Source organism: Acidovorax sp. ACV02, from assembly GCF_014851475.1.
Taxonomy (GTDB): domain Bacteria; phylum Pseudomonadota; class Gammaproteobacteria; order Burkholderiales; family Burkholderiaceae_C; genus Acidovorax; species Acidovorax delafieldii.
This window is the reverse complement of sequence record NZ_JACUZU010000002.1, coordinates 639,532-660,183: the sequence shown is the minus strand read 5'-3', so window position 1 is coordinate 660,183 and position 20,652 is coordinate 639,532. Positions and strand designations below refer to the sequence as shown.

General features: G+C 65.0%; 17 protein-coding genes. 8 read left to right on the top strand and 9 right to left on the bottom strand.

What is annotated here, in order from left to right; genetic code table 11:
- Positions 1 to 42 precede the first annotated feature (42 nt).
- From IB236_RS06905 to IB236_RS06885, 5 genes are all read right to left on the bottom strand, one after another.
- Positions 43 to 864, bottom strand: coding sequence for a YoaK family protein (locus tag IB236_RS06905; protein WP_192419637.1), 822 nt, complete (start codon positions 862 to 864; stop codon positions 43 to 45).
- 42 nt (positions 865 to 906) lie between these two features.
- On the bottom strand, positions 907 to 2,034 hold the full coding sequence (gene glcE, locus IB236_RS06900) for a glycolate oxidase subunit GlcE (protein WP_192419635.1): 1,128 nt from the start codon (positions 2,032 to 2,034) through the stop codon (positions 907 to 909).
- A 257-nt stretch (positions 2,035 to 2,291) separates the two neighbouring features.
- Positions 2,292 to 3,839: an ammonium transporter gene (amt, locus tag IB236_RS06895; protein WP_121941679.1), complete on the bottom strand. Its 1,548-nt coding sequence runs from the start codon at positions 3,837 to 3,839 to the stop codon at positions 2,292 to 2,294.
- A gap of 36 nt (positions 3,840 to 3,875) precedes the next feature.
- Positions 3,876 to 4,214: a P-II family nitrogen regulator gene (glnK, locus tag IB236_RS06890; protein ID WP_015012094.1), complete on the bottom strand. Its 339-nt coding sequence runs from the start codon at positions 4,212 to 4,214 to the stop codon at positions 3,876 to 3,878.
- Between the two features lie 43 nt (positions 4,215 to 4,257).
- On the bottom strand, positions 4,258 to 4,968 hold the full coding sequence (locus tag IB236_RS06885; protein WP_192419633.1) for a TorF family putative porin: 711 nt from the start codon (positions 4,966 to 4,968) through the stop codon (positions 4,258 to 4,260).
- A 214-nt stretch (positions 4,969 to 5,182) separates the two neighbouring features.
- On the opposite strand from IB236_RS06885, the gene IB236_RS06880 reads away from it, so the two are divergent.
- Positions 5,183 to 6,727, top strand: a complete 1,545-nt coding sequence (locus tag IB236_RS06880) for a YifB family Mg chelatase-like AAA ATPase (protein WP_192419630.1) — start codon at positions 5,183 to 5,185, stop codon at positions 6,725 to 6,727.
- A 181-nt stretch (positions 6,728 to 6,908) separates the two neighbouring features.
- Positions 6,909 to 7,406, top strand: coding sequence for a MarR family winged helix-turn-helix transcriptional regulator (locus IB236_RS06875; protein WP_192419628.1), 498 nt, complete (start codon positions 6,909 to 6,911; stop codon positions 7,404 to 7,406).
- 42 nt (positions 7,407 to 7,448) lie between these two features.
- Here IB236_RS06875 and IB236_RS06870 read toward each other — a convergent pair whose 3' ends face one another.
- Entirely contained in the window at positions 7,449 to 8,336 is an 888-nt protein-coding gene (locus IB236_RS06870) for an amidohydrolase family protein (protein ID WP_056057215.1), read from the bottom strand.
- Between the two features lie 160 nt (positions 8,337 to 8,496).
- Here IB236_RS06870 and IB236_RS06865 point away from each other — a divergent pair, with 160 nt between their 5' ends.
- From IB236_RS06865 to IB236_RS06840, 6 genes are all read left to right on the top strand, one after another.
- Positions 8,497 to 9,279: a crotonase/enoyl-CoA hydratase family protein gene (locus IB236_RS06865; protein WP_192419626.1), complete on the top strand. Its 783-nt coding sequence runs from the start codon at positions 8,497 to 8,499 to the stop codon at positions 9,277 to 9,279.
- Positions 9,280 to 9,319: 40 nt separating this feature from the next.
- Entirely contained in the window at positions 9,320 to 11,197 is a 1,878-nt protein-coding gene (locus tag IB236_RS06860; RefSeq protein WP_192419624.1) for a feruloyl-CoA synthase, read from the top strand.
- A 29-nt stretch (positions 11,198 to 11,226) separates the two neighbouring features.
- Entirely contained in the window at positions 11,227 to 11,991 is a 765-nt protein-coding gene (locus IB236_RS06855; protein WP_099731539.1) for an SDR family NAD(P)-dependent oxidoreductase, read from the top strand.
- Between the two features lie 98 nt (positions 11,992 to 12,089).
- Positions 12,090 to 13,079 carry a Bug family tripartite tricarboxylate transporter substrate binding protein gene (locus tag IB236_RS06850; RefSeq protein ID WP_056057208.1) on the top strand — a complete coding sequence of 330 codons (990 nt, stop codon included), beginning with the start codon at positions 12,090 to 12,092 and terminating at the stop codon, positions 13,077 to 13,079.
- A 124-nt stretch (positions 13,080 to 13,203) separates the two neighbouring features.
- A complete protein-coding gene (locus IB236_RS06845; protein WP_192419622.1) occupies positions 13,204 to 14,931 on the top strand; it encodes an acyl-CoA dehydrogenase family protein in 1,728 nt (575 codons plus the stop codon).
- 125 nt (positions 14,932 to 15,056) lie between these two features.
- Positions 15,057 to 16,799 (top strand): tannase/feruloyl esterase family alpha/beta hydrolase, encoded by a 1,743-nt coding sequence (locus IB236_RS06840; protein WP_370539887.1) that lies wholly within the window; start codon positions 15,057 to 15,059, stop codon positions 16,797 to 16,799.
- Positions 16,800 to 16,857: 58 nt separating this feature from the next.
- On the opposite strand, the gene IB236_RS06835 is transcribed toward IB236_RS06840, so the two are convergent.
- The 3 genes from IB236_RS06835 to IB236_RS06825 all read right to left on the bottom strand — a co-directional run bounded on the left by IB236_RS06835 (position 16,858) and on the right by IB236_RS06825 (position 19,697).
- Positions 16,858 to 17,307, bottom strand: a complete 450-nt coding sequence (locus IB236_RS06835) for a carboxymuconolactone decarboxylase family protein (RefSeq protein WP_110960495.1) — start codon at positions 17,305 to 17,307, stop codon at positions 16,858 to 16,860.
- A gap of 366 nt (positions 17,308 to 17,673) precedes the next feature.
- Complete coding sequence (locus tag IB236_RS06830; RefSeq protein ID WP_192419614.1) at positions 17,674 to 18,993, bottom strand: putative sensor domain DACNV-containing protein; 1,320 nt, start codon at positions 18,991 to 18,993, stop codon at positions 17,674 to 17,676.
- A gap of 47 nt (positions 18,994 to 19,040) precedes the next feature.
- A complete protein-coding gene (locus tag IB236_RS06825; protein ID WP_192419613.1) occupies positions 19,041 to 19,697 on the bottom strand; it encodes an SLATT domain-containing protein in 657 nt (218 codons plus the stop codon).
- Positions 19,698 to 20,652: the final 955 nt, after the last annotated feature.

Below are 20,652 nucleotides of genomic sequence, written 5' to 3'. Positions count from 1 at the left end.
GTGCAGCCTGGGCGAAGAGACAAAAATTTCGGCGGAGGTTGGTCAGCGCGCGGCCGGTGGGTCCGCTGGCGGGGCCAAGCTGGGGTCGCCCGGCGCGGCCGGCACCGAGGGCTTGCGCAACGGGCGGCGCAGCCTGGCGCGGTCGGCCCACAGCGGGGGCAGCGACAAGGCCAGCAGCACCAGCGCCAGCGGCACCACAAACACAAAGCCCACGTGCTTGAAGCCCGCAGCCCCCGCAATGCCGCCCACCAGAAACATGCCCACCAGCCCGGCAAACAGCCGCAGCCGGGCCTGGTTGGCACGCACCTGCGATTCGGGCGCAGTGCCCGTGCGGTTCCAGTAGAGCATCTTGCCCATCTCGATGCCCAGGTCGGTCACCACGCCCGTCATGTGGGTGGTGCGGATCTGGGACGAGGACATCTTGGTCACCGTGGCGTTCTGCAGTCCCATGATGAAGGACAGCAGCAGCACCGTGAGTGGCACCGCAAAAGGCGTGGGCCAGCTGAGGGTGATGGCGCCCACCAGGCCAAACAGCAGCATGAGCACGGACTCCAGCAGCAGCGGCAGCGCGTAGGTGCTGCGCAGCCGGCGCTGGCGCGCCCAGTTGACCATGATGGCCGTGGTACCCGCCCCCGACATGAAGGCCCAGAGCGCGCCCACGGCGCCCAGCACCAGCTTCATCTGCCCCAGCACCAGGTTGTCGGCCAGCGACGACAGGAAACCCGTCATGTGCGAGGTGTAGAGGTGCACCACCAGAAACCCCCCGGCATTCACCGCCCCGGCGTTGAACGCCAGCAGCAGGCCCAGCACCTGGTTGCTCGCAACCGTGCGGTGGTGTCCGGTGAGGTGAAAAAGGCGTCGCATGGCCAGGGTGGCGGTGGTGGCTGTGAGGGGGGGTTGGCTTGCCTACCAGGCCCGCGCCATGCGGCCGGGGTTGAAGATGCCGGCAGGGTCAAAGCTGTGCTTGAGGCGGGCGTGGATTTGCTCCAGCGCCTTGGATTGCAAGTCAAAAGCACCGCTAGCGCCGGACTTATTTGCCTCGGCAGCTACAAAAAGAGAAGCACTCCCACCCACTGCCCGGGCGGCTTCGCGCAGCGCGTCTCCGGCGGACTCGGGGGCCTGCACCCAGCGCAACGCCCCATGCCATTCCACCAGTGGCTGCACGCCGCCGGGCAAAGCCAGCACCGGCGCGGTGGCGGGCACCGACAGGCGCCATAGGGCGTGGTCAGGGCGCGTGGCCCGGTCGGTGAACCACGGCAGGGTCTGCTCGCGGCAGGCGGTCCAGTCAGCGGCCACGGTGGCGTTGTCCATGCGCGTGCCACCCATGGTTTTGCACGCGGCCTCCACCGCCGCCACGGCGCCGCGCAGGCGCACATACAGGGTGCCTGCGCCTTCGTCCTGCACCCAGCAGCTGGCGTTGAGGGGTAGCGGCTGCCCGCCCCATGCGTGCAGCTTGCGCAACGCATCGGCCTGGTTGATGCCCTCGAACCGGAGTGTGGCCTCGCCGGGCGCCACGGGCAGCACCTTGAGGCTCACCTCCGTCAGCAGGCCCAGCGTGCCCCAGGCACCGGCCATGAGGCGCGCCACGTCATAGCCCGCCACGTTCTTCATGACTTGGCCGCCAAAGGTCAGCAACTCGGCCTTGCCGTTGAGCAGGGTCACGCCCAACAGATAGTCACGCACCGCCCCCACGCTGGCACGTGCCGGGCCGGACAGGCCGGCCGCCACCATGCCACCCACGGTGGCGGCGTCTGCAGGGGTCTTGGCGAAATGCGGGGGTTCAAAGGGCAGGCACTGGCCTTGTTCGGCCAGCGCGGCCTCCAGCTCGGCCAGCGTGGTGCCGGACCGCACGGTGACGACCAGCTCGCTGGGCTCGTAGCTCACGATGCCACGCAGCACCCGGGTGTCCAGCACCTCGCCGTGCAGCGCCAGGCCATGGAAGTCCTTGGTGCCCCCGCCACGGATGCGCAACGGGGTCTGGTCGGCGGCGGCAGCGCGCACGCGCTCAGTGATCGGGGCGAGGGAAAAGTCCATCCGTGCATCGTAGCGGCAGCGGTCCGCCGCACGGCATGCAGGGGGCGTGAATTTTTTGAACAGCGGACGTGCAAAGGACTGGCGGATGCCATGGGGCCTTTGGCCCCCTGGCGCGCCAGTCCCACACGCGTCACCCACCGGTACGAAAAAAGCCCGCCGGTGGTCGGCGGGCTGAAGTAACCAGAGGAGTAACTCGCTTGTTCTTATTGCGACGTCACGGTGCCACCAGACACCGCGGCGCGTAGGGCGCAGAGCGATCAGCGGTTGTACGCCGTTTCGCCGTGCGAGGTGATGTCCAGACCTTCGCGTTCGTCTTCTTCCGAGACACGCAGGCCCACCGTCAGGTCAACCACCTTGTAGGCCACGAAGGACACCACGCCTGACCACACGATGGTCAGCAGCACGGCCTTGGCCTGTGTCCACACCTGGGCAGCGATGGAGTAGTCAGCAGCCGTCACACCGGTCGCCGTCACCCAGTCCGCCACGAAGCCGGGGCCACCCAGGCTGGGGGAGTTGAACACGCCGGTCAGCAGCGCACCCACGATACCGCCGATGCCGTGCACGCCGAACACATCGAGCGAGTCGTCTGCACCCAGCAGCTTCTTGAGGCCGTTCACACCCCACAGGCAGGCAAAACCACCCACCAGACCGATGACCAGCGCACCGCCGATACCGACGTTGCCTGCAGCCGGCGTGATGGCCACCAGGCCCGCCACGGCACCCGACGCCGCACCCAGCATCGAAGCCTTGCCGCGCATCAGCGCTTCACCCATGCACCATGCCAGCACGGCAGCAGCGGTAGCCACCAGCGTGTTGATGAAGGCCAGGGCTGCAAAACCGTTGGCTTCCAGGGCAGAGCCGGCGTTGAAACCGAACCAGCCCACCCACAGCAGCGAGGCACCGACCATGGTCAGCGTCAGGCTGTGAGGCGCCATGGCTTCCTTGCCGTAACCAATGCGCTTGCCCACCATGAACGCACCCACCAGGCCCGCCACAGCGGCGTTGATGTGCACCACGGTACCGCCAGCGAAGTCCAGAGCACCCCACTGCCAGATCTGGCCTGCCTTGCTGGTCATGGCGTCGGCCACTTCCTTGGAGGCGTAGGCATCAGGACCCATCCAGAACCACACCATGTGGGCGATCGGCAGGTAGCTGAACGTGAACCACAGGACCATGAACAGCATGACGGCGCTGAACTTGATGCGCTCTGCGAACGCACCGACGATCAGGGCGCAGGTGATGCCGGCGAACGTGGCCTGGAAGGCGGCAAACACCACTTCCGGAATCACGACACCCTTGCTGAACGTGGCCGCGTTGGCAAACGTGCCTGCGGCGTTGTCCCAGATGCCCTTCATGAACAGCCGGTCGAAACCACCGATGAAGGCACCGCCTTCGGTGAAGGCCAGGCTGTAGCCGTAGATGAACCACAGCACCACGATCAGCGAGAACGTGACCATCACCTGCATCAGCACGGACAGCATGTTCTTGCTGCGCACCAGGCCGCCGTAGAACAGCGCCAGGCCGGGCAGGACCATCAGGATCACGAGGATGGTGGAGGTCATCATCCACGCGGTGTCACCCTTGTTGGGGACAGGAGCAGGCGCTTCTGCGGCGGGCGCTGCAGGCGCAGCGGCGGCAGCAGCAGCCGGTGCAGCCGCTGCGGCAGGGGCAGCAGGGGCTTCAGCCGCTGGTGCAGCCGCAGCGGGTGCCGAGGCCTCTGCCGTGGCGGGCGCCTGGGCGAGGACAGCCGATCCGCCGGATAGCAGACTCAGCCCCAGAATGAAGGAAGCAAGCAGTTTTTTCATGGCGTTTCTCTTCTTGTATGGGATGCGGCCTCGCCCTTACAGGGCTTCCTTGCCGGTTTCGCCAGTGCGGATGCGCACCACCTGCTCCAGGTGGGTCACGAAAATCTTGCCGTCACCGATCTTGCCGGTGCGCGCTGCGGTCTCGATGGACTCGATCACGCGGTCCACCAGGTCGTCGGCCACGGCGGCCTCGATCTTGACCTTGGGAAGAAAGTCCACCACATACTCTGCACCGCGGTACAGCTCGGTGTGGCCCTTCTGGCGGCCAAAGCCCTTGACTTCGGTCACCGTGATGCCTTGCACGCCGATGTCGGAGAGCGCTTCGCGCACTTCGTCGAGCTTGAAGGGCTTGATGATGGCTGTCACCATTTTCATTTTCAGTTCCTCCGGAATGGGCGCCACCGGCGCCCATTGAGACTTACAGGGTTTTGGTGAGCGTGACGATCACGCGCGACTTGTTGACCGGGCCGTAGAAGGCCTTCTTGGTGGCGCCAACCACGGCAGCGCCGAGGGACACGCCGCCGCCGAAGTCGTACGAACCGCCCAGGCTGTAGTCCATGAAGTTGGGGGCCGTGATGTCACCACCAAAGCGGGTGAAGCCGACCGACGCCTTCAGCGTGGTGCTGGGGGCCACTTCCTGGGCAAACGCCAGGTTCAGGTAGCCGGTGTTGCGGCCCTTCATGCCAGGACCTGCGTAGGCAAAGTAGTCCTTGGACAGGGTGTGCGAGTACTTGGCCGTCACGGGGCCGAAGGTGGCAGCACCATAGACTTCGGTGGTGTTGCCCGCGCTGTTGCCGGGGTAGATGTAGGTCAGCAGGCCCACGTCCAGGTCCACGTCACCGGCCTTGAACTTGTAGCCGCCGTAGATGTCGGATTCGAGCGAGTTGCCGGACAGCCAGTTGACGCTGGAGTTCCAGTTGCCCACGTAGAAGCCGGTTTCGCCGAAGGTGTAGTCAAAGCCGCCTTGCAGTGCGGGCTTGACGGCCTTGACCTTGGACGTGTCCTGGTCCTGGCCACGGAACTTGTAGTTCGTGGTCAGGCTGACGTTGGCGGTGAGCTGGGCGCTGGCCAGCATGGGAAAGGTTGCAACAAGGGCAACGCCCAGGGTCTTGATGATGGCGCGGGTCATGTTTCCTCCGGTTGGACAAAGTAGGGACAAGCGCTTTAAGCACGGACCGTGCCACACCAAGGTGCACGGCGCGCTGCACGGTTGCGTTGCGTTACAACAATCCCCAGTACAGTGGCGGTGACCGCGTCCGGCATGTTGCACCCAACTGGTGCAGACACCCAACAGGCCGCGCTAAAAAACCACAAAACGCACCCATCTGGGGAGAAATCGCTTCATGAGTCTTGCTTTGGTGCAAAGCCGCGCCCTTCTGGGGCTGCAGGCGCCTGCAGTCACCGTCGAAGTGCATCTGGCCAACGGTTTGCCCAGCTTCACGCTGGTCGGGCTGGCCGAGGTGGAGGTGAAAGAAGCCCGCGAACGCGTGCGCTCCGCGCTGCAGAACGCGGGGCTGGAGTTCCCGTCGAACAAGCGCATCACCGTCAACCTGGCCCCCGCCGACCTGCCCAAGGATTCGGGCCGCTTCGATCTGCCGATTGCGCTGGGCATCCTCGCCGCCAGCGGTCAGGTGGACGCCAGCCGCCTGGCAGGCTACGAGTTTGCGGGCGAGCTGTCGCTGTCCGGCGAGCTGCGCCCCGTGCGCGGCGCGCTGGCCACCAGCCTGGCCCTGCAGACCCAGCAGATTGACGCCCAGCTGGTGCTGCCGCCCGGCAGCGCCGAAGAGGCCGCCCTGGTGCCCGCCGCGCGCGTGGTGCGTGCGCGGCACCTGCTGGATGTGGTGCGGGCATTCCTGCCACCCGGCAGCACGGCCGGTGGCGATGCCGACGTGGCCAACGACGGCTGGACCCGCCTGCAGGCCACCGCGCTCACCGCCAGCACCACCGGGCCCGACATGGCCGACGTGAAGGGCCAGGCGGGCGCCAAGCGCGCACTGGAGATTGCGGCGGCTGGCGGCCACAGCGTGCTGATGGCCGGGCCACCCGGCTCGGGCAAGTCGATGCTGGCGCAGCGTTTTGCCGGGCTGCTGCCCGCGATGACGGTGGATGAAGCGCTGGAGAGCGCCGCCATTGCCAGCCTGGCGGGGCGCTTTCGGCCCGAGGCTTTTGGCGTGCGCCCCACCGGCCAGCCCCACCACACGGCCAGCGCGGTGGCGCTGGTGGGTGGTGGCTCGCCACCCCGGCCGGGCGAGATCTCGCTGGCCCACCAGGGCGTGCTCTTCCTCGACGAGCTGCCGGAATTCCCGCGCGCCGCATTGGAGGCTCTGCGCGAGCCGCTGGAGACCGGCCACATCACCATCGCCCGGGCAGCACAACGCGCGGAGTTTCCGGCCCGGTTCCAGATGATCGCGGCGATGAATCCGTGCCCCTGCGGCTTTCTGGGCTCCACGCAGCGCGCCTGCCGCTGCACGCCCGACCAGGTGCACCGCTACCAGGCCAAGCTCAGCGGCCCGCTGCTGGACCGCATCGACTTGCATGTGGAGGTGCCCGCCCTGCCCGCCGAGCAGCTGGTGCAGGCGGCTGCGGGCGAGTCCACCGCCAGCATCCGCGCCCGGGTGGAGCAGGCCCGCGCCAAGGCGCTGGCGCGCCAGGGCAGCACCAACCAGGCGCTGCAGGGGCAGGCCATCGACGCCCACCTGCACCTGGACGATGCGGCCGCCAAGTTCCTCAACACCGCTGCCGCGCGCCTGGGCTGGTCGGCCCGCAGCACGCACCGGGCGCTGAAGGTGGCGCGCACCATCGCCGACCTGGCGGGCGCGCCCACCACCGAGGTCAGCCATGTCGCCGAGGCCGTGCAATACCGCCGCGTACTGCGCAGCCCGGTGTGAGGGGCGCTGGTTGCCCGCAGGCACATCAGCGCCTCGATGCACGCAGATATCAAATTGATAGCACCTGGCGCATGTATCACTAGCGCCTGCGGCTGATTTTGATCAAAAAGAGGGTGCGCAGCCCCCAGCGGGCGCTGCACACCGGCCGCAGGGGCCCGGGCGCCCGGCACAATCTCCCCCCATGTCCAGCGTCCGCTCCCCCAAGAAATCCCCGTCGGTCCCCGCCCCCACAGACACCGCAGCCCCCGCCAACGAGCCCGTGGACACCGGCTTTTTGCGCACGCTGGTGGGCTACAACACGCGGCGCGCGGCGCTGTCCATCATTGCCGTGTTCATGGAACGCATGGCCGTGTACGACCTGAAGGTGGTGGATTTCTCGGTACTGTCGCTGGTGGCGCACAACCCGGGCATCACCTCGCGCCAGCTGTGCGCCACGCTCAGCGTGCTGCCGCCCAACATGGTGGGCTTGATTGCCGCGCTGGAACGGCGCGGCCTGATCGAGCGGCGCCCACACCCGAGCGATGGGCGCGCCATGGGCGTGCACCTGACGCCCGCCGGGGTGGAACTGACGACGCAGGCCGAGCAGACGGCCGCGCAACTGGAAGAAGACGCCACCAACCGCCTGACGGCGGCCGAGCGCAAGACGCTGATCCGGCTGCTGCAAAAAGTCTACGACTGATCCAGCGGCCGCTCAGCCGGCCACAAGAGGCCTGGGTGCGTATCAGGCGGCTGGCGCTGCCGGGGCCTTGTCCAGCCCCAGCAAGCGCACCGCGTTGCCCTTCAGGATGCCGGGCATCACCTCGGGCTTGAAGCCCGCTTCCTGAAAGTCCTTCATCCAGCGCTCGGGGGTGATCAGCGGGTAGTCGCTGCCGAACAGCACGCGGTCCTTCAGCAGCGTGTTGGCGTACTGCACCAGCTGCTTGGGAAAATACTTGGGACTCCAGCCCGACAGGTCGATCCAGACATTGGGCTTGTGCGTGGCGACCGACAGCGCCTCGTCCTGCCACGGAAAGCTGGGGTGGGCCATGACGATCTGCATGTCAGGGAAGTCGATGGCCACATCGTCCAGGTGCATGGGGTTGCTGTACTCCAGCCGCAGGCCACCGCCGCAGCGCATGCCGCTGCCGATGCCGCTGTGGCCGGTGTGAAAGATGGCGGGCATGCCGTATTCGGCGATCACCTCATAGATAGGCCAGGCCATCTTGTCGTAGGGGTGGTAGGCCTGCACCGTGGGATGGAACTTGAAGCCCTTGATGCCGAACTCCTCGATCAGGCGGCGGGCTTCGCGCGCGCCCATCTTGCCCTTGTGGGGGTCGATGCTGGCGAAGGCCGTCATCATGTCGCTGTTGGCCTTGGCGGCCTCGGCGATCTCTTCGTTGGGGATGCGGCGGCGGCCCATCTTGGACTCGGCGTCCACCGTGAACATCACCAGGCCAATCTTCTGCTCGCGGTAGTAGGCCACCGTCTCGGCAATGGTGGGGCGGCGGCCGTTCTTGAAGTACTTGTCGGCGGCGCGGTCGTACTCCTCGCCGTAGTTGTCAAACGGGTTCCAGCAGCTCACCTCGGCGTGGGTGTGGATGTCGATGGCGATCAGATTGGCGTGGTCCATGCGTGTCTCCTGGGTTGGCGCCCGCCGGTGCAGCGTCAAACCCCCAGCATGCGCCACGGCGCGTGACGCAGATCAAGGGTAAACACCAATAAAAAACGGGCTTGGCTTGCTTGAATTGGTTATGAACTATAACCACAATTCAACCAACACGAAAGCCTCTATGACCCATCCAGACATCCATTTCGAGCTGCGCGGCGACCACCAGGAAGTGGCCGTGATCCGCCTGACCCGCGCGGCCAAGCGCAACGCGCTGAACGACGGCCTGATCCTCGCGCTGCGCGACCTGTTCGAGAAAATGCCCAGCACCGTGCGCGCGGCCGTCATCGATGGCGACGGCCCCCATTTCTGCGCCGGGCTGGACCTGTCGGAGCTCAAAGAGCGCGACGCCGGCCAGGGCCTGCACCACTCACGCATGTGGCACGCCGCGCTGGAGCGTGTGCAGTACGGCCCCGTGCCGGTCATCGCTGCGCTGCATGGCGCCGTGGTGGGCGGCGGGCTGGAGCTGGCCAGCGCCTGTCACATCCGTGTGGCCGACGAATCCACCTTCTATGCGCTGCCCGAGGGCTCGCGCGGCATCTTCGTGGGCGGCGGCGGCGCGGTGCGCATCCCCAAGCTCATCGGCGCTGCGCGCATGACGGACATGATGCTCACCGGCCGCGTCTACGACGCGCAGGACGGCGAGAAGGTCGGCTTTGCCCAGTACCTCGTGCCCGAAGGCCAGGCCTTTGACAAGGCCTTCGAGCTGGCCGTGCGCGTGGCGCAGAACGCGCCGCTGACCAACTACGCGCTGATGCACGCCCTGCCCCGCATTGCCGAGCAGCCCGCCGACCAGGGCTTCTTCACCGAAGCCATGATGGCCGCCATCGCCCAGAGCGCCCCTGAAGCCAAGTCCCGCCTCGCCGACTTCCTGGAAGGCCGCGCCGCCAAGGTCCGCAAGGACTGAGCCCGCCCCCAGTCACCCCTTGCCCCTGCTGGAACCCCCTATGAGCGACCTCTCCACCCCCCTCGCCCCGGCCCGCTACCGCCCCGTGACCTTCGGCGTGACCCGCGTCAGCCTGCGTGATGGTGCACCGGGCGTGCGTTACCTGCAGGCGGACCTGCCCCTGGGCGCCTTTGCCCGCCGCGTGACGGACTACCTGGTGCACTGGGCGGAGACCACGCCCGACCACAGCTTTCTGGCACGCCGCGAACAGCTGCCCGGCGGCAAGACGGGTGAATGGCAGCATGTGAGCTACGCCCAGGCGCTCGACGCCGCGCGCAGCATCGGCCAGGCCCTGCTGGACCGGGGCCTGAACGCAGAGCGCCCGGTGGTGGTGCTGAGCGAGAACACCGTCGAACACGCCCTGCTGGCACTGGGCTGCATCTACGCCGGTGTGCCCTACTGCCCCGTGTCGCCCGCCTACGCCACCGTGAGCCAGGACTACGACAAGCTGCGCCACGTCATCGACACCCTCACCCCCGGCCTGGTGTTTGCCGCCGACGGCGCACGCTACGGCAAGGCCATCGCAGCAACCGTGGCGGCCGATGTCGAAGTGATCCTGGCCCAGGGCGCGCTGGAGGGCCGCAAGGTGGGCACCTTCCAGAGCCTGCGCCACACCACCGCCACCCCGGCGGTGGACGCGGCCATGCACTCCACCGGCCCCGGCACCATCGTGAAGTTCCTGTTCACCAGCGGCTCCACCAAGATGCCCAAGCCGGTCATCAACACCCAGCGCATGTGGTGCGCCAACCTGCAGCAGATCTCGCTGTCGCTGCCGGTGCTGGCCGAGGCCCCGCCTGTGCTGGTGGACTGGCTGCCGTGGAACCACACCTTCGGCAGCAACCACAACTTCGGCCTCACGATGATGCATGGCGGCACGCTGTACATCGACGATGGCAAGCCGACGGCCGCACTGATTGGCGAGACCCTGCGCAACCTGCGCGAGATCGCACCCACGGTGTACTTCAACGTGCCCACCGGCTTTGAAATGATTGCCGAGGCCATGAAGACCGACGCCCAGCTGCGCGCCAACCTGCTGTCGCGCGTGCGCCTGTTCTTCTACTCGGGCGCCGGCCTGGCCCAGCCCGTGTGGGACAGCCTGCACGCCACGCAAGAAGCCGCCATTGGCGAGCGCATCGTGATGTGCACGGGCCTGGGCATGACCGAATCCGCCCCCTCGGCCATGTTCTGCAACAGCCCCGACGTGCGCTCCGGCCACATCGGCGCGCCCGTGCCCGGCATGGTGCTCAAGCTGGTGGAGGTGGACGGCAAGACCGAGGTGCGCTACCGCGGCCCCAACGTCACGCCCGGCTACTGGCGCTCCGACGCCGCCACGCGCGACGCGTTTGACGACGAAGGCTACCTGTGCACCGGCGACGCCGTGAAGTGGATCGACGAGAACAACATCCACCGGGGCCTGGCGTTTGACGGCCGCATTGCCGAGGACTTCAAGCTCTCCACCGGCACCTTCGTGAGCGTGGGCCCCATGCGCGCCAAGATCATCGTGGCGGGCGCCCCCTACATCCAGGACGTGGTGCTCACCGGCCTGAACATGAAGGAAGTCGGCGCCCTGCTGTTCCCCTCCCCCGCCTGCCGCGAAGTCGCCGGTCTGGGCCCGGACGTCCCCTGGGCCGACGTGGTGGCCCACCCCGCCGTGCGCCAGCGCATCGAGGCGGTGCTGGACGGGTTGGCCCGCGAAGCCACCGGCAGCGCCAGCCGCGTGGCCCGTGCGCTGCTGATGGCAGAGCCGCCCTCCATCGACAAGGGCGAGATCACCGACAAGGGCTCCGTCAACCAGCGTGCCGTGCTCAAGCACCGCGATGCGCTCGTCACGGCCTTGCACGACGACACGGCACCGGGCATCCTCAAGCCCGGCGCCTGAAACCCCACCCCGAACAGGACAGACCCACCATGCAGATTCAAGGACAAGCCGCCCTCGTGACCGGCGGCGCATCGGGCCTCGGCGAGGCCACCGCACGCGAACTGGCCCGCCTGGGCGCCAAGGTGGCCGTGCTCGACCGCAATGCCGAGCTGGCCGAAAAGGTCGCCGCCGACATTGGCGGCGTTGCCTGCCCCTGCGACATCACCGACGCCGCCAGCGTGACCGCCGCGCTGGAGAAGGCTGCCGCCGCCCACGGCCCCGCCCGCATCCTCATGAACGTGGCCGGCATTGGCAGCGCCAAGCGCGTGGTGCAGCGCGACGGCAGCGCCGCGCCGCTGGAAGACTTCGTGCGCGTGATCAACATCAACCTCATCGGCAGCTACAACGTGAGCCGCCTGTTTGCCGCCGCCTGCAGCAAGCTGCCCGTGCTGGACAACGGCGAGCGCGGCGTGATGATGTTCACCGCATCCGTCGCCGCCTTTGATGGCCAGGTGGGCCAGCAGGCCTACAGCGCCTCCAAGGCGGGTCTGGCCGGCATGACGCTGCCCATGGCGCGCGACCTGGCGCAGCACGCCATCCGCGTGTGCACCGTGGCGCCCGGCCTGTTTGCCACGCCGCTGATGAAGGAGCTGCCCGAAGCCGTGCAACAGTCGCTGGCGGCCAGCATCCCCTTCCCGCCACGCCTGGGCAAACCCGAAGAGTTTGCCGAGCTGGCTTGCCATATCGTGACCAACGGCCACCTGAACGGCGAAGTCATTCGCCTGGATGGCGCCCTGCGCATGGCGCCCCGGTAAACGATCAGCGCCACACATCAGTAAATAACAAGAGGGCGCGAAAGCGCTCCAGCTTGACCCCCGAGATTTCCGTCAGACACACACCAGGAGACATCAGCATGACCACCACCCGCCGTCAATTCGTTCAGGCCCTTGGCGCCAGCGCCGCGCTGGGCGCCTTCCACCCCTTTGCCGCCCATGCCCAGGTGGACCAGGTGAAGGTGTACTTCGGCTTCCCCGCCGGCAGCTCGGGCGACACCGTGGCGCGCCGTGTTGCCGAGAAGTGGGCTGGCAGCGCGTTCAGCAAGAACCCTGGCGTGGTGGAAAACAAGCCCGGCGCGGGCGGCCGCATTGCGCTGGAGACGCTCAAAGCTGCGCCCGCAGACGGCTCGGTGCTGGCCGTGGCACAGGTGTCGGCCCTGGCCAACTACCCGCACATCTACAGCAAGATGAACTACACCGACAAGGACTTCGCGCCCGTGTCGATCGCAGCCATCATGCACCACGGCCTGGCTGTGGGCCCCATGGTGCCCGCCAGCGTGAAGAACGTGAAGGACTTCCTGGCCTGGGCCAAGGCCAACCCCAAGGACGCCAGCTACGGCTCGCCCGGTGCAGGCTCCACGCCCCACTTCCTGGGTGCACTGCTGGGCATCAACAGCGGTGTGGACCTGCGCCATGTGCCTTACCGTGGCTCCATCCCTGGTGTGACGGACGTGGTGGGCGGCCAGGTGGCTGCCATGGTCACGCCGCACGGCGACTTCATCGCCAACTACAAGGCCGGCAAGCTGCGCATCCTGGCCACCTCGGGCCCCAAGCGCTCCATCTACGTGCCGGATGTGCCCACGTTTGCCGAACAGGGCTTCCCTGAGCTGACCACCGAAGAATGGTTTGGCTTCTACGCCCCGGCTGCCACGCCCAAGCCGGTGATTGCTGCTGCCAACGCTGCCATCAACGCTGCGCTGAAGGAAAAGTCGGTCATCGACAGCCTGGCCATCGTGGGCCTGATGCCCCATGGCTCCACCCCTGAAGAACAGGCCCGCTGGCAAAAGGCCGAGTACGACAGCTGGGGCCCGCTGATCAAGAAGATCGGCTTCACCGCAGAGTCCTGATTTCCCCTGCGCCGCAGGTCCGGACTGGCACCCCAGTCCGGGCCGCCGCATGGCAAAAAATAGAAGAAACAGCCGCTAGCGCCCAACCATCAAGCGCAAACAGCTACTAATAAGAGAGCAATCCATGCAAGCCCGCCAAACCCTTGCCGACATCCAGCACCTGCTGACCACCGTGCTGAAGGCGCCCACGCGCTGGCAGGGCCTGGCGCCGTTTGCGGATACCGACGGCGACCTGGCGGCCCAGGTGCTCGACGAGGCGGCCAAGTTTGTGGACAGCGCCATCGCCCCGCTGCAGCGCAGCGGCGACGAAGAAGGCTGCCGCTTTGACGGTGGACGCGTGCACACACCCGCAGGTTTTCGCGATGCGTACCAGGCCTTCTGGCAGGCGGGATGGCCGTCGCTGTCTTGCGCGCCCGACGATGGCGGCCAGGGCCTGCCTGCGGTGCTGGAGTGTGTACTGTTTGAATGGCTGGCCGGTGCCAACCACGGCTGGACCATGGCGCCCGGCCTGCTGCACGGCGCGTACGAATGCATCAAGCACCACGCCAGCGATGCCCTGAAGGCGCAGTACCTGGAGAAGGTCGCCACCGGCGAATGGCTGGCCACCATGTGCCTGACCGAAGCCCATGCGGGCAGCGACCTGGGAATGGTGCGCACACGCGGCGTGCCCCAGCCCGACGGCAGCGCGCGGGTGAACGGCAGCAAGATTTTCATCTCCGGCGGCGAACACGACCTGACGGACAACATCGTGCACCTGGTGCTGGCCCGCCTGCCCGATGCGCCTGCGGGGCCCAAGGGCCTGTCGCTGTTCCTGGTGCCCAAGATTCTTCAGGATGGAAGCCACAACGCCGTGGTCTGCGAGCGCATCGAAGAAAAGATGGGCCTGCACGGCAGCCCCACCTGCGTGATGCGCTTTGACGACGCCACCGGCTGGCTGGTGGGCGAGCCGAACAAGGGCCTGAACGCCATGTTCGTGATGATGAACGCTGCCCGCCTGCATGTGGGTCTGCAGGGCATCGGCCTGCTGGAGGCCGCGTGGCAAAAGGCCAGCGCCTACGCCGCAGAGCGCCGCCAGATGCGCGCGCCCGGCGCCAAGGACACCAGCCTGATTCAAGACCACCCCGCCATACGCCGCATCCTGCACACACAGCGCGCCTGGATCGACGGCGGCCGCGTGCTGGCCTACCACACGGCCCTGCAGCTCGATGTGGCCAAACACAGCACCGACGCCGGCGAACGTGCCGCCGCGCAGCGCTGGTGCGCGCTGGTCACGCCCGTGCTCAAGGCCGCGCTCACCGACCAGGCCTTTCACGGCGCCAGCGCCTGCCTGCAGGTGTTTGGCGGCCACGGCTATGTGCGTGAATGGGGCATCGAGCAGATCGTGCGCGACGCGCGTGTGGCCATGATCTACGAGGGCACCAACGAGATCCAGGCCATCGACCTGCTGGTGCGCAAGGTGCTGGCCGATGGCGGCCAAGGCCTGGCAACGCTGCTGACCACACTGCCCGGCGCAGCCCCCAGCGCCGCCGCCAGCGCGCGCCGCCATGCCCTGGTGGAGATCACGCAGACCCTGGCGATTGCCGCCCAGTCCGACCCCGAACTGCCCTACTGGGTGGCCGACGACTACCTGCGCGCCGTGGCGCTGGTGCTGCTGGAATGGGCCTGGGCCCAGATCGGCGCCGCCCGCCCCCACCGCGCGGAACAATCCACGGCCGCCACAGACCGCTGGACCGCGCCCGCCCAGGCCTTCGCCCAGTGGGTGCTGCCCGAGTTCGATCTGCGCACCACCATCCTGCGCCAGCGCATTGCCCAGGCATTTGAATTCAGGCCCCAGGAGGCCGCAAGCGCATGATTCATATGCACTAGCAGCTCCTGATTCAGTAGCAAAACACAAGCTTCATCCATCTCCCACCCAAAGCGTGTTGAGGCCACGTTGCGGGGTTCCTTGCGCCTCAAAAAACCACTGGAGACAACACCATGCGCTTGAAGATGAGAAGAAACCGGATGCGTGCCCACCACCCCCTGGCGATCTCGGCGGCGGCTGCTGCCTTGCTCATGGGCTGTGGTGGCTCGTCCGATGCCGCCCTGCCCCAGCTCTCCGCGGCCACCCCCGCCACCCTGCAGTCGTGCGCCACGCTGGCCAGCAGCCTGGCGTTGCCCGACACGCGCATCACCTCGTCCGAGCAAGTGCCCGCAGGCCCCATCACCGTGCAGGGCGTGACCACCCAGGCGCCTGCGCACTGCCTCGTCAAAGGCAAGATGAAAGAGCGCACCGGCCCCGTGGACGGCGCCAGCTACGCCATCGGTTTTGAAATGCGCCTGCCCGTGGAGTGGAACGGCCGCTTTCTGCACCAGGCCAACGGCGGCCTGGACGGCAGCGTGGTCACCGCGCTGGGCTCGGTGAGCGGCGCCGCACCCGTGGCACCCGGCCTGGTGCAAGGCTTTGCAGTGCTCAGCTCTGACGCAGGCCACAGCGCACCCACGCCCTTCTTTGGCGTGGACCCGCAGGCGCGGCTGGACTACGGCTACCAGGCCGTGGGCACCCTCACCCCCATGGCCAAGAACCTCATCAAGAGCGCCTACGGCAAGGCGCCCGACCGCTCGTACCTGGCCGGCTGCTCCAACGGCGGCCGCCACGCCATGGTGGGCGCATCGCGCTATGCCGACCAGTACGACGGCATCCTGGCGGGCAACCCCGGCTTTCACCTGCCCAAGGCCGCCACTACCCAGCTGTGGAAGGCCCAGCAGTACGCCAAGGTGTCCACCAAAGACGCCACCACCGGCCTGCCCGACCTGACCACCGCCGTGAGCCCGGCCGAGTTCAAGCTCATCAGCAGCAAGATCGTCGCCAAGTGCGACGCACTGGACGGCGTGGCCGACGGCCAGGTCAACGACGTGGCCGCCTGCCAGGCCGCCTTCAACCTGCAGACCGACGTGCCCACCTGCACCGGCGCGCGCGACGGCAGCTGCATCACCAGCGAGCAAAAGGGCGTGCTGGCCAGCATCTTTGCAGGCCCCAAGAACAGCAAGGGCGAAGCGCTGTACACCGGCACCTGGTTCGACCCCGGCGTTGCGGGCGCCAACTTTGCATCGTGGCACTTTGGCTCGCCCGCCACGCGTGACGCCGGTGCGGTGGCCTTCATCTTCACCTCGCCCCCATCCAGCGTGGCAGCGTTCACCGCCATCCCCGGCATGCAGTACGCGCTGAACTTCAGCATGGAGACCGACTACCCCAAGATGTTCGCCACCACGGCGCAATACGCCGAGTCCCCCTGGTCGTACATGACCCCGCCCAACGAAGCCGACCTGAGCGCCCTGAAGAACCGGGGCGCCAAGATGATCGTCTTCCACGGCGTGGCCGACGGCGTGTTCTCGCCCATGGACACCGCCAACTGGATGGACCGCCTGCAGGCCAACCACAGCGGCAAGGCCGACGCCTTTGCCCGCCTGTTCCTGGTGCCCGGCATGAACCACTGCTCAGGCGGCCCCGCCACCGACCAGTTCGACATGCTGGCCCCGCTGGTGGCGTGGGTAGAACAAGGCAAGGCGCCTGACAGCGTGACGGCCAAGGTACGCGGTGCGGGGGCCAACGTGGTGAATGCCGAGCTGCCTGCGAGCTGGTCTGCCAACCGCACCCGGCCGCTGTGTGTGTACCCGAAAGTTGCGCGCTACAACGGGACGGGGGATGTGGAGAGTGCGAGCAGTTTCAGCTGCAAGTGATCTGCGCTTGAAAAGCGGGAAGCCCGGCGCAAGCCGGGCTTCCCTTTTTCTTTACCTTTTACGCCTTGGCGCGAGGCTTCATGCGAAAGCTGACGCCCATGCGGTTGATGGCATTCATGGTGGCAATCGTGAGCGTCAGGTCCACCAGGTCCTTCTCACCAAACACGGCCAGTGCGGCCGCATAGGCCTCATCAGAGGCATGGGTCTCGCTCACGCGCGTCACCTCCTCGGCCCAGGCCAGTGCGGCGCGCTCCTGCTCGGAGAACAGATACGCCGCCTCATGCCACACAGGAACTAGCACCACCTTCTCCACCGACATGCCTTCGGCCAGCAGGTCACGCGTGTGGATGTCGATGCAGTGCGCGCACCCGTTGATCTGCGACACGCGCAGAAAAACCAGGTGCGTCAGCAAGCTGGGCAGACCCGTTCCCTGGGTGACAAAGTGGTGCAGCGTCCCGATGGCCTTTGCGCCCTCGGGCGATACGTTGAACCAGACAGCGCGATTCATACAGCAGTTCCTTCACATTGAATGTTGGGCGGAGGGCGATATCGACCTCCTGCTCACCAGACGTTTGACGTGAGGGTGCTGTGACAGATGCGAGAGAAATGGGTGCGGACGTCGCCGTGAGCACCTCGATGGATTAGGGCAAGACACCCGGCGGCGCGACGACCGAAGCACACGGCATAAGCGCCAATGGCGTCAACAGCGAGCTGCCCGCCAACTGCTCGGCCAACCGCACCCGGCCGCTGGTGGCACGCTACAACGGCACGGGGATGTGGAGAGTGCGAGCAGCTTTAGCTGCAAGTGATGGGTGATGAAAGGTGGAAAGCCCGGCATGTGCCGGGCTTTTTCTTTGCTAGGACTCATTCCCGACTATGCATCCCAAAAGCTTGGTTGCACTTCAGGCCAAAGAAGTACTTCCGAGCCAATACGCTTCGTCGCCTTAACGCCACCATCAGACGAAACAATAAAAGCGATCCCATCTTCATATGTGGAGCAAAACCTAAAAGCAGATCGATGTCGCGTCCCATAGGCTTCGATCGAAACTGGCTGCTTAGTCGTCGCTTCGGGATTCATAGCTAACTGCACCTCCCGGAGAGTTGGCGATTGTGCGATCACCTCAGCACCAAAACCAAGAACTCGAAAGCGATCAGTGATAACCAGTGCCCCATCCACTGCGGAGAGTGACGCGATGAATCGGACTGCATCTTTTAAGGCTTCGTCATTGTCAATCTTCGCGGATTCAAGAATCGAAATCTGGTGATACTTCTCTGGATCGATTGGCACTTCGGAGTCCCAAAGTGGAAAGTGTAGGGCGTAGTACTTGTGATGAAGCTCAAGGTGCTGAAGCATCAACTCCCACAAGTAGTCGTAATCGCAGGGGTGCTTAATGTTTACTCGATCTGCTAAGCGAGGATCTGATGCCGACAGTTGATTCGGCACTACCAAGAGAGTGCCCCCGTGCGCAAGTTCGCGTATTCCAGACAAGATTCGAGAAAGGCACATGTCATGGAAGCGCTTTGGGTAGTCGTTGTCGTGGTTTTCCTTATCCCACTTCTTTACTTTGAGCCGCCCTATGGAGTCACGATAGAGCTTCCTCCTCGTGGGCTCAAGGTGGGTGCTGACCGGCCCAGCATTCAGCGCTGAGCCTTGCGGCAGGAATGCAGAGCCATTTCGCAGGGCAAGGAGAACGGTTCCACCCGAGGAGACAGTGATCTCACCAGGCCCTGGGCTGCCGATAGCTAAGTCCTGGGGGGGAGCGAAACCTCTGTCTGCCTCGTGTCTAGTAAATTGCCACCAGTTAACCCCTGTATCAAGCAGCCCCCAAACCCTCCATCCGGTTTCCGAATCGTAATCTGCACAGATCATCGTGCGCCTGGAATCCGCCGCTGGCGCTAGTCTTCGCAATTCGGAAACATTTAGTGATCGGTCTTCAGTAAAAACAGCTAGCCGGGAATTGCTGTGCCGGGCATGCGATATCTTCTTTGAAGAGCCGCGTGGCAAATAGATGATTCGGAATAAGAGTTTTCGACCCTCCTCTCGAAGAAGGCTTGTGTGATACACGAGCGCAAGCAGTTCTTTGAGCAGATCACTGGCAGGCAGCGGCGGCCGCTTCTCGCCTCTCAGGCGGTTGGTAGTGGCCCAGGCGGACTGCACAAGCGGCACAAGGTCCGGGGGATAGAGAGATGTCATCTAATCTGTCTAAGGTAGCCTATTTAGTTGAGCGAAATAATCTGGCCTTATATCGGCCCGCCCGCAGGTGGTTGGTAACGTGAGAGTACAGGACCATTGCGGGCCTTCTTTAGGTCGCTCGCACTGGTTGGAAACGCCTCGCCATCGATGTTGATCTGGTTGTACTCCACGATGAGTTTTTCATATTGCTCCCACAAATACTTTGGATCGAATGAAAGATCCCGATGCTTCTGCTGAAGAGCTTTACATTGCCGCGAAAGATGCGTGTATCGATTTCCGATCGCACGATGACCCTCGAATGATTTGTAGAAGTTGAAAAAAGTTTGTACGCCACTAAGGCTAGCAGCGCTAAATGCCAAAACGACAGATAACAGCGCTAGTGCATCACTCGAGAGAAACTCACGAAATGTGCCTGTAGCTGCTGAATCGTTCTTCGTGATCGGAGTACTAGCCGTTACAACCGGCACTGACGCAGCAACTGCTGGAGTCGACACCTTTGGGGCTGGGGACGAAGCCTGACCCTGCAGGTTCAACAGAACGATACCGACGAATAGATTCGCCAAGATCACTGGAATGCCGCAGAGGCGATGCCACAGCAGCTTTCGATCACTCGCAGCAAAGTGCTTACCCTTTCCGAGCTTTGCATCTACCCGGAGTTCTTCGATCAACGCGAGAGCGCCATCAGCGGATGGTTCTGCAGACATGGGTGTTCCTTGTGAGGCTTAACGTAATTCGGCACAAAAACTTGCGGCCTGTGCTCTGAACTAGCCAGGGAGATTCCGAAGAATCTTCCTCCTGAAAACAGCTAGCAGGATGGTTTCCCAGGTGCAAGGCTGCGTAAACGTACCGACAAAATTCGGAAAGGCATGTGAACTTCGAACAGGCAAACTATAGCTTGCGAGCACCCAGAGCCCCATTGTTTCAACGATGCTTTTCCGCCTGCAAGCAAGCTGATTTGCGCGTCAACGAATACTTTGAAAAGGGACGCTGCCATCGCACCAGAGACCATGGAAGCCCACACCGATGTAAACAGTGAACGACGCTAAAACTCTGTAAACAGTACCCCTAGGCGTCTCCACGGGCTCACAACAGCAACCCCAGCACCTTCTCTGATGAGAACAGATACGCCAAGTCCGTGCCCTGCATCTTCTGGTCATAGGCCAGCGAATGGGGGAAAGAGGCAGCATGGTCGTCAGCCACTACGAAAAGCGCTCGACCCTATTTCACACGCAGCCCAGGGCTGTCTCGGAGTATTTGTCTAGACCGGTCCTGTCGCCGGTTGGTCGTGGGTCACCACGGCGTGGTACACGTGGGCAGAAGCCTGATGCGCCGCCGAATATTGCAGACAGCCACCACCTAATCCGACGCGCCCGGCGTGCGTTCCGTTGGCATGGGCGACCTGCTGGCTTCTTCCTTCGCCTTCTTCCCTTGGTCGTGGTGCCACTTGATAGCGTAGAACATGCAAGTGCCGAACACGAGTACCTTGAACACAATGAAGACTATCGGGACCCAATCCATTTTTGAGATTTACCTGGCTGTTGATTGGCACTATCGGATGTGAAGTGCACTGCCTCAAAACGCTGCATCGGCAGCTTCATCGTGTTCAAGCCATCGTCGAATCTCACATCGACAGCACTGGGCAAATGATCTGAAAACTTG

What these genes read in the sequence shown, in the direction of transcription:
- IB236_RS06905 (WP_192419637.1), bottom strand. Translation starts at nt 864, where the DNA reads ATGCGACGCCTTTTTCACCTCACCGGACACCACCGCACGGTTGCGAGC.
- glcE (WP_192419635.1), bottom strand. Translation starts at nt 2,034, where the DNA reads ATGGACTTTTCCCTCGCCCCGATCACTGAGCGCGTGCGCGCTGCCGCC.
- amt (WP_121941679.1), bottom strand. Translation starts at nt 3,839, where the DNA reads ATGAAAAAACTGCTTGCTTCCTTCATTCTGGGGCTGAGTCTGCTATCC.
- glnK (WP_015012094.1), bottom strand. Translation starts at nt 4,214, where the DNA reads ATGAAAATGGTGACAGCCATCATCAAGCCCTTCAAGCTCGACGAAGTG.
- IB236_RS06885 (WP_192419633.1), bottom strand. Translation starts at nt 4,968, where the DNA reads ATGACCCGCGCCATCATCAAGACCCTGGGCGTTGCCCTTGTTGCAACC.
- IB236_RS06880 (WP_192419630.1), top strand. Translation starts at nt 5,183, where the DNA reads ATGAGTCTTGCTTTGGTGCAAAGCCGCGCCCTTCTGGGGCTGCAGGCG.
- IB236_RS06875 (WP_192419628.1), top strand. Translation starts at nt 6,909, where the DNA reads ATGTCCAGCGTCCGCTCCCCCAAGAAATCCCCGTCGGTCCCCGCCCCC.
- IB236_RS06870 (WP_056057215.1), bottom strand. Translation starts at nt 8,336, where the DNA reads ATGGACCACGCCAATCTGATCGCCATCGACATCCACACCCACGCCGAG.
- IB236_RS06865 (WP_192419626.1), top strand. Translation starts at nt 8,497, where the DNA reads ATGACCCATCCAGACATCCATTTCGAGCTGCGCGGCGACCACCAGGAA.
- IB236_RS06860 (WP_192419624.1), top strand. Translation starts at nt 9,320, where the DNA reads ATGAGCGACCTCTCCACCCCCCTCGCCCCGGCCCGCTACCGCCCCGTG.
- IB236_RS06855 (WP_099731539.1), top strand. Translation starts at nt 11,227, where the DNA reads ATGCAGATTCAAGGACAAGCCGCCCTCGTGACCGGCGGCGCATCGGGC.
- IB236_RS06850 (WP_056057208.1), top strand. Translation starts at nt 12,090, where the DNA reads ATGACCACCACCCGCCGTCAATTCGTTCAGGCCCTTGGCGCCAGCGCC.
- IB236_RS06845 (WP_192419622.1), top strand. Translation starts at nt 13,204, where the DNA reads ATGCAAGCCCGCCAAACCCTTGCCGACATCCAGCACCTGCTGACCACC.
- IB236_RS06840 (WP_370539887.1), top strand. Translation starts at nt 15,057, where the DNA reads ATGCGCTTGAAGATGAGAAGAAACCGGATGCGTGCCCACCACCCCCTG.
- IB236_RS06835 (WP_110960495.1), bottom strand. Translation starts at nt 17,307, where the DNA reads ATGAATCGCGCTGTCTGGTTCAACGTATCGCCCGAGGGCGCAAAGGCC.
- IB236_RS06830 (WP_192419614.1), bottom strand. Translation starts at nt 18,993, where the DNA reads ATGACATCTCTCTATCCCCCGGACCTTGTGCCGCTTGTGCAGTCCGCC.
- IB236_RS06825 (WP_192419613.1), bottom strand. Translation starts at nt 19,697, where the DNA reads ATGTCTGCAGAACCATCCGCTGATGGCGCTCTCGCGTTGATCGAAGAA.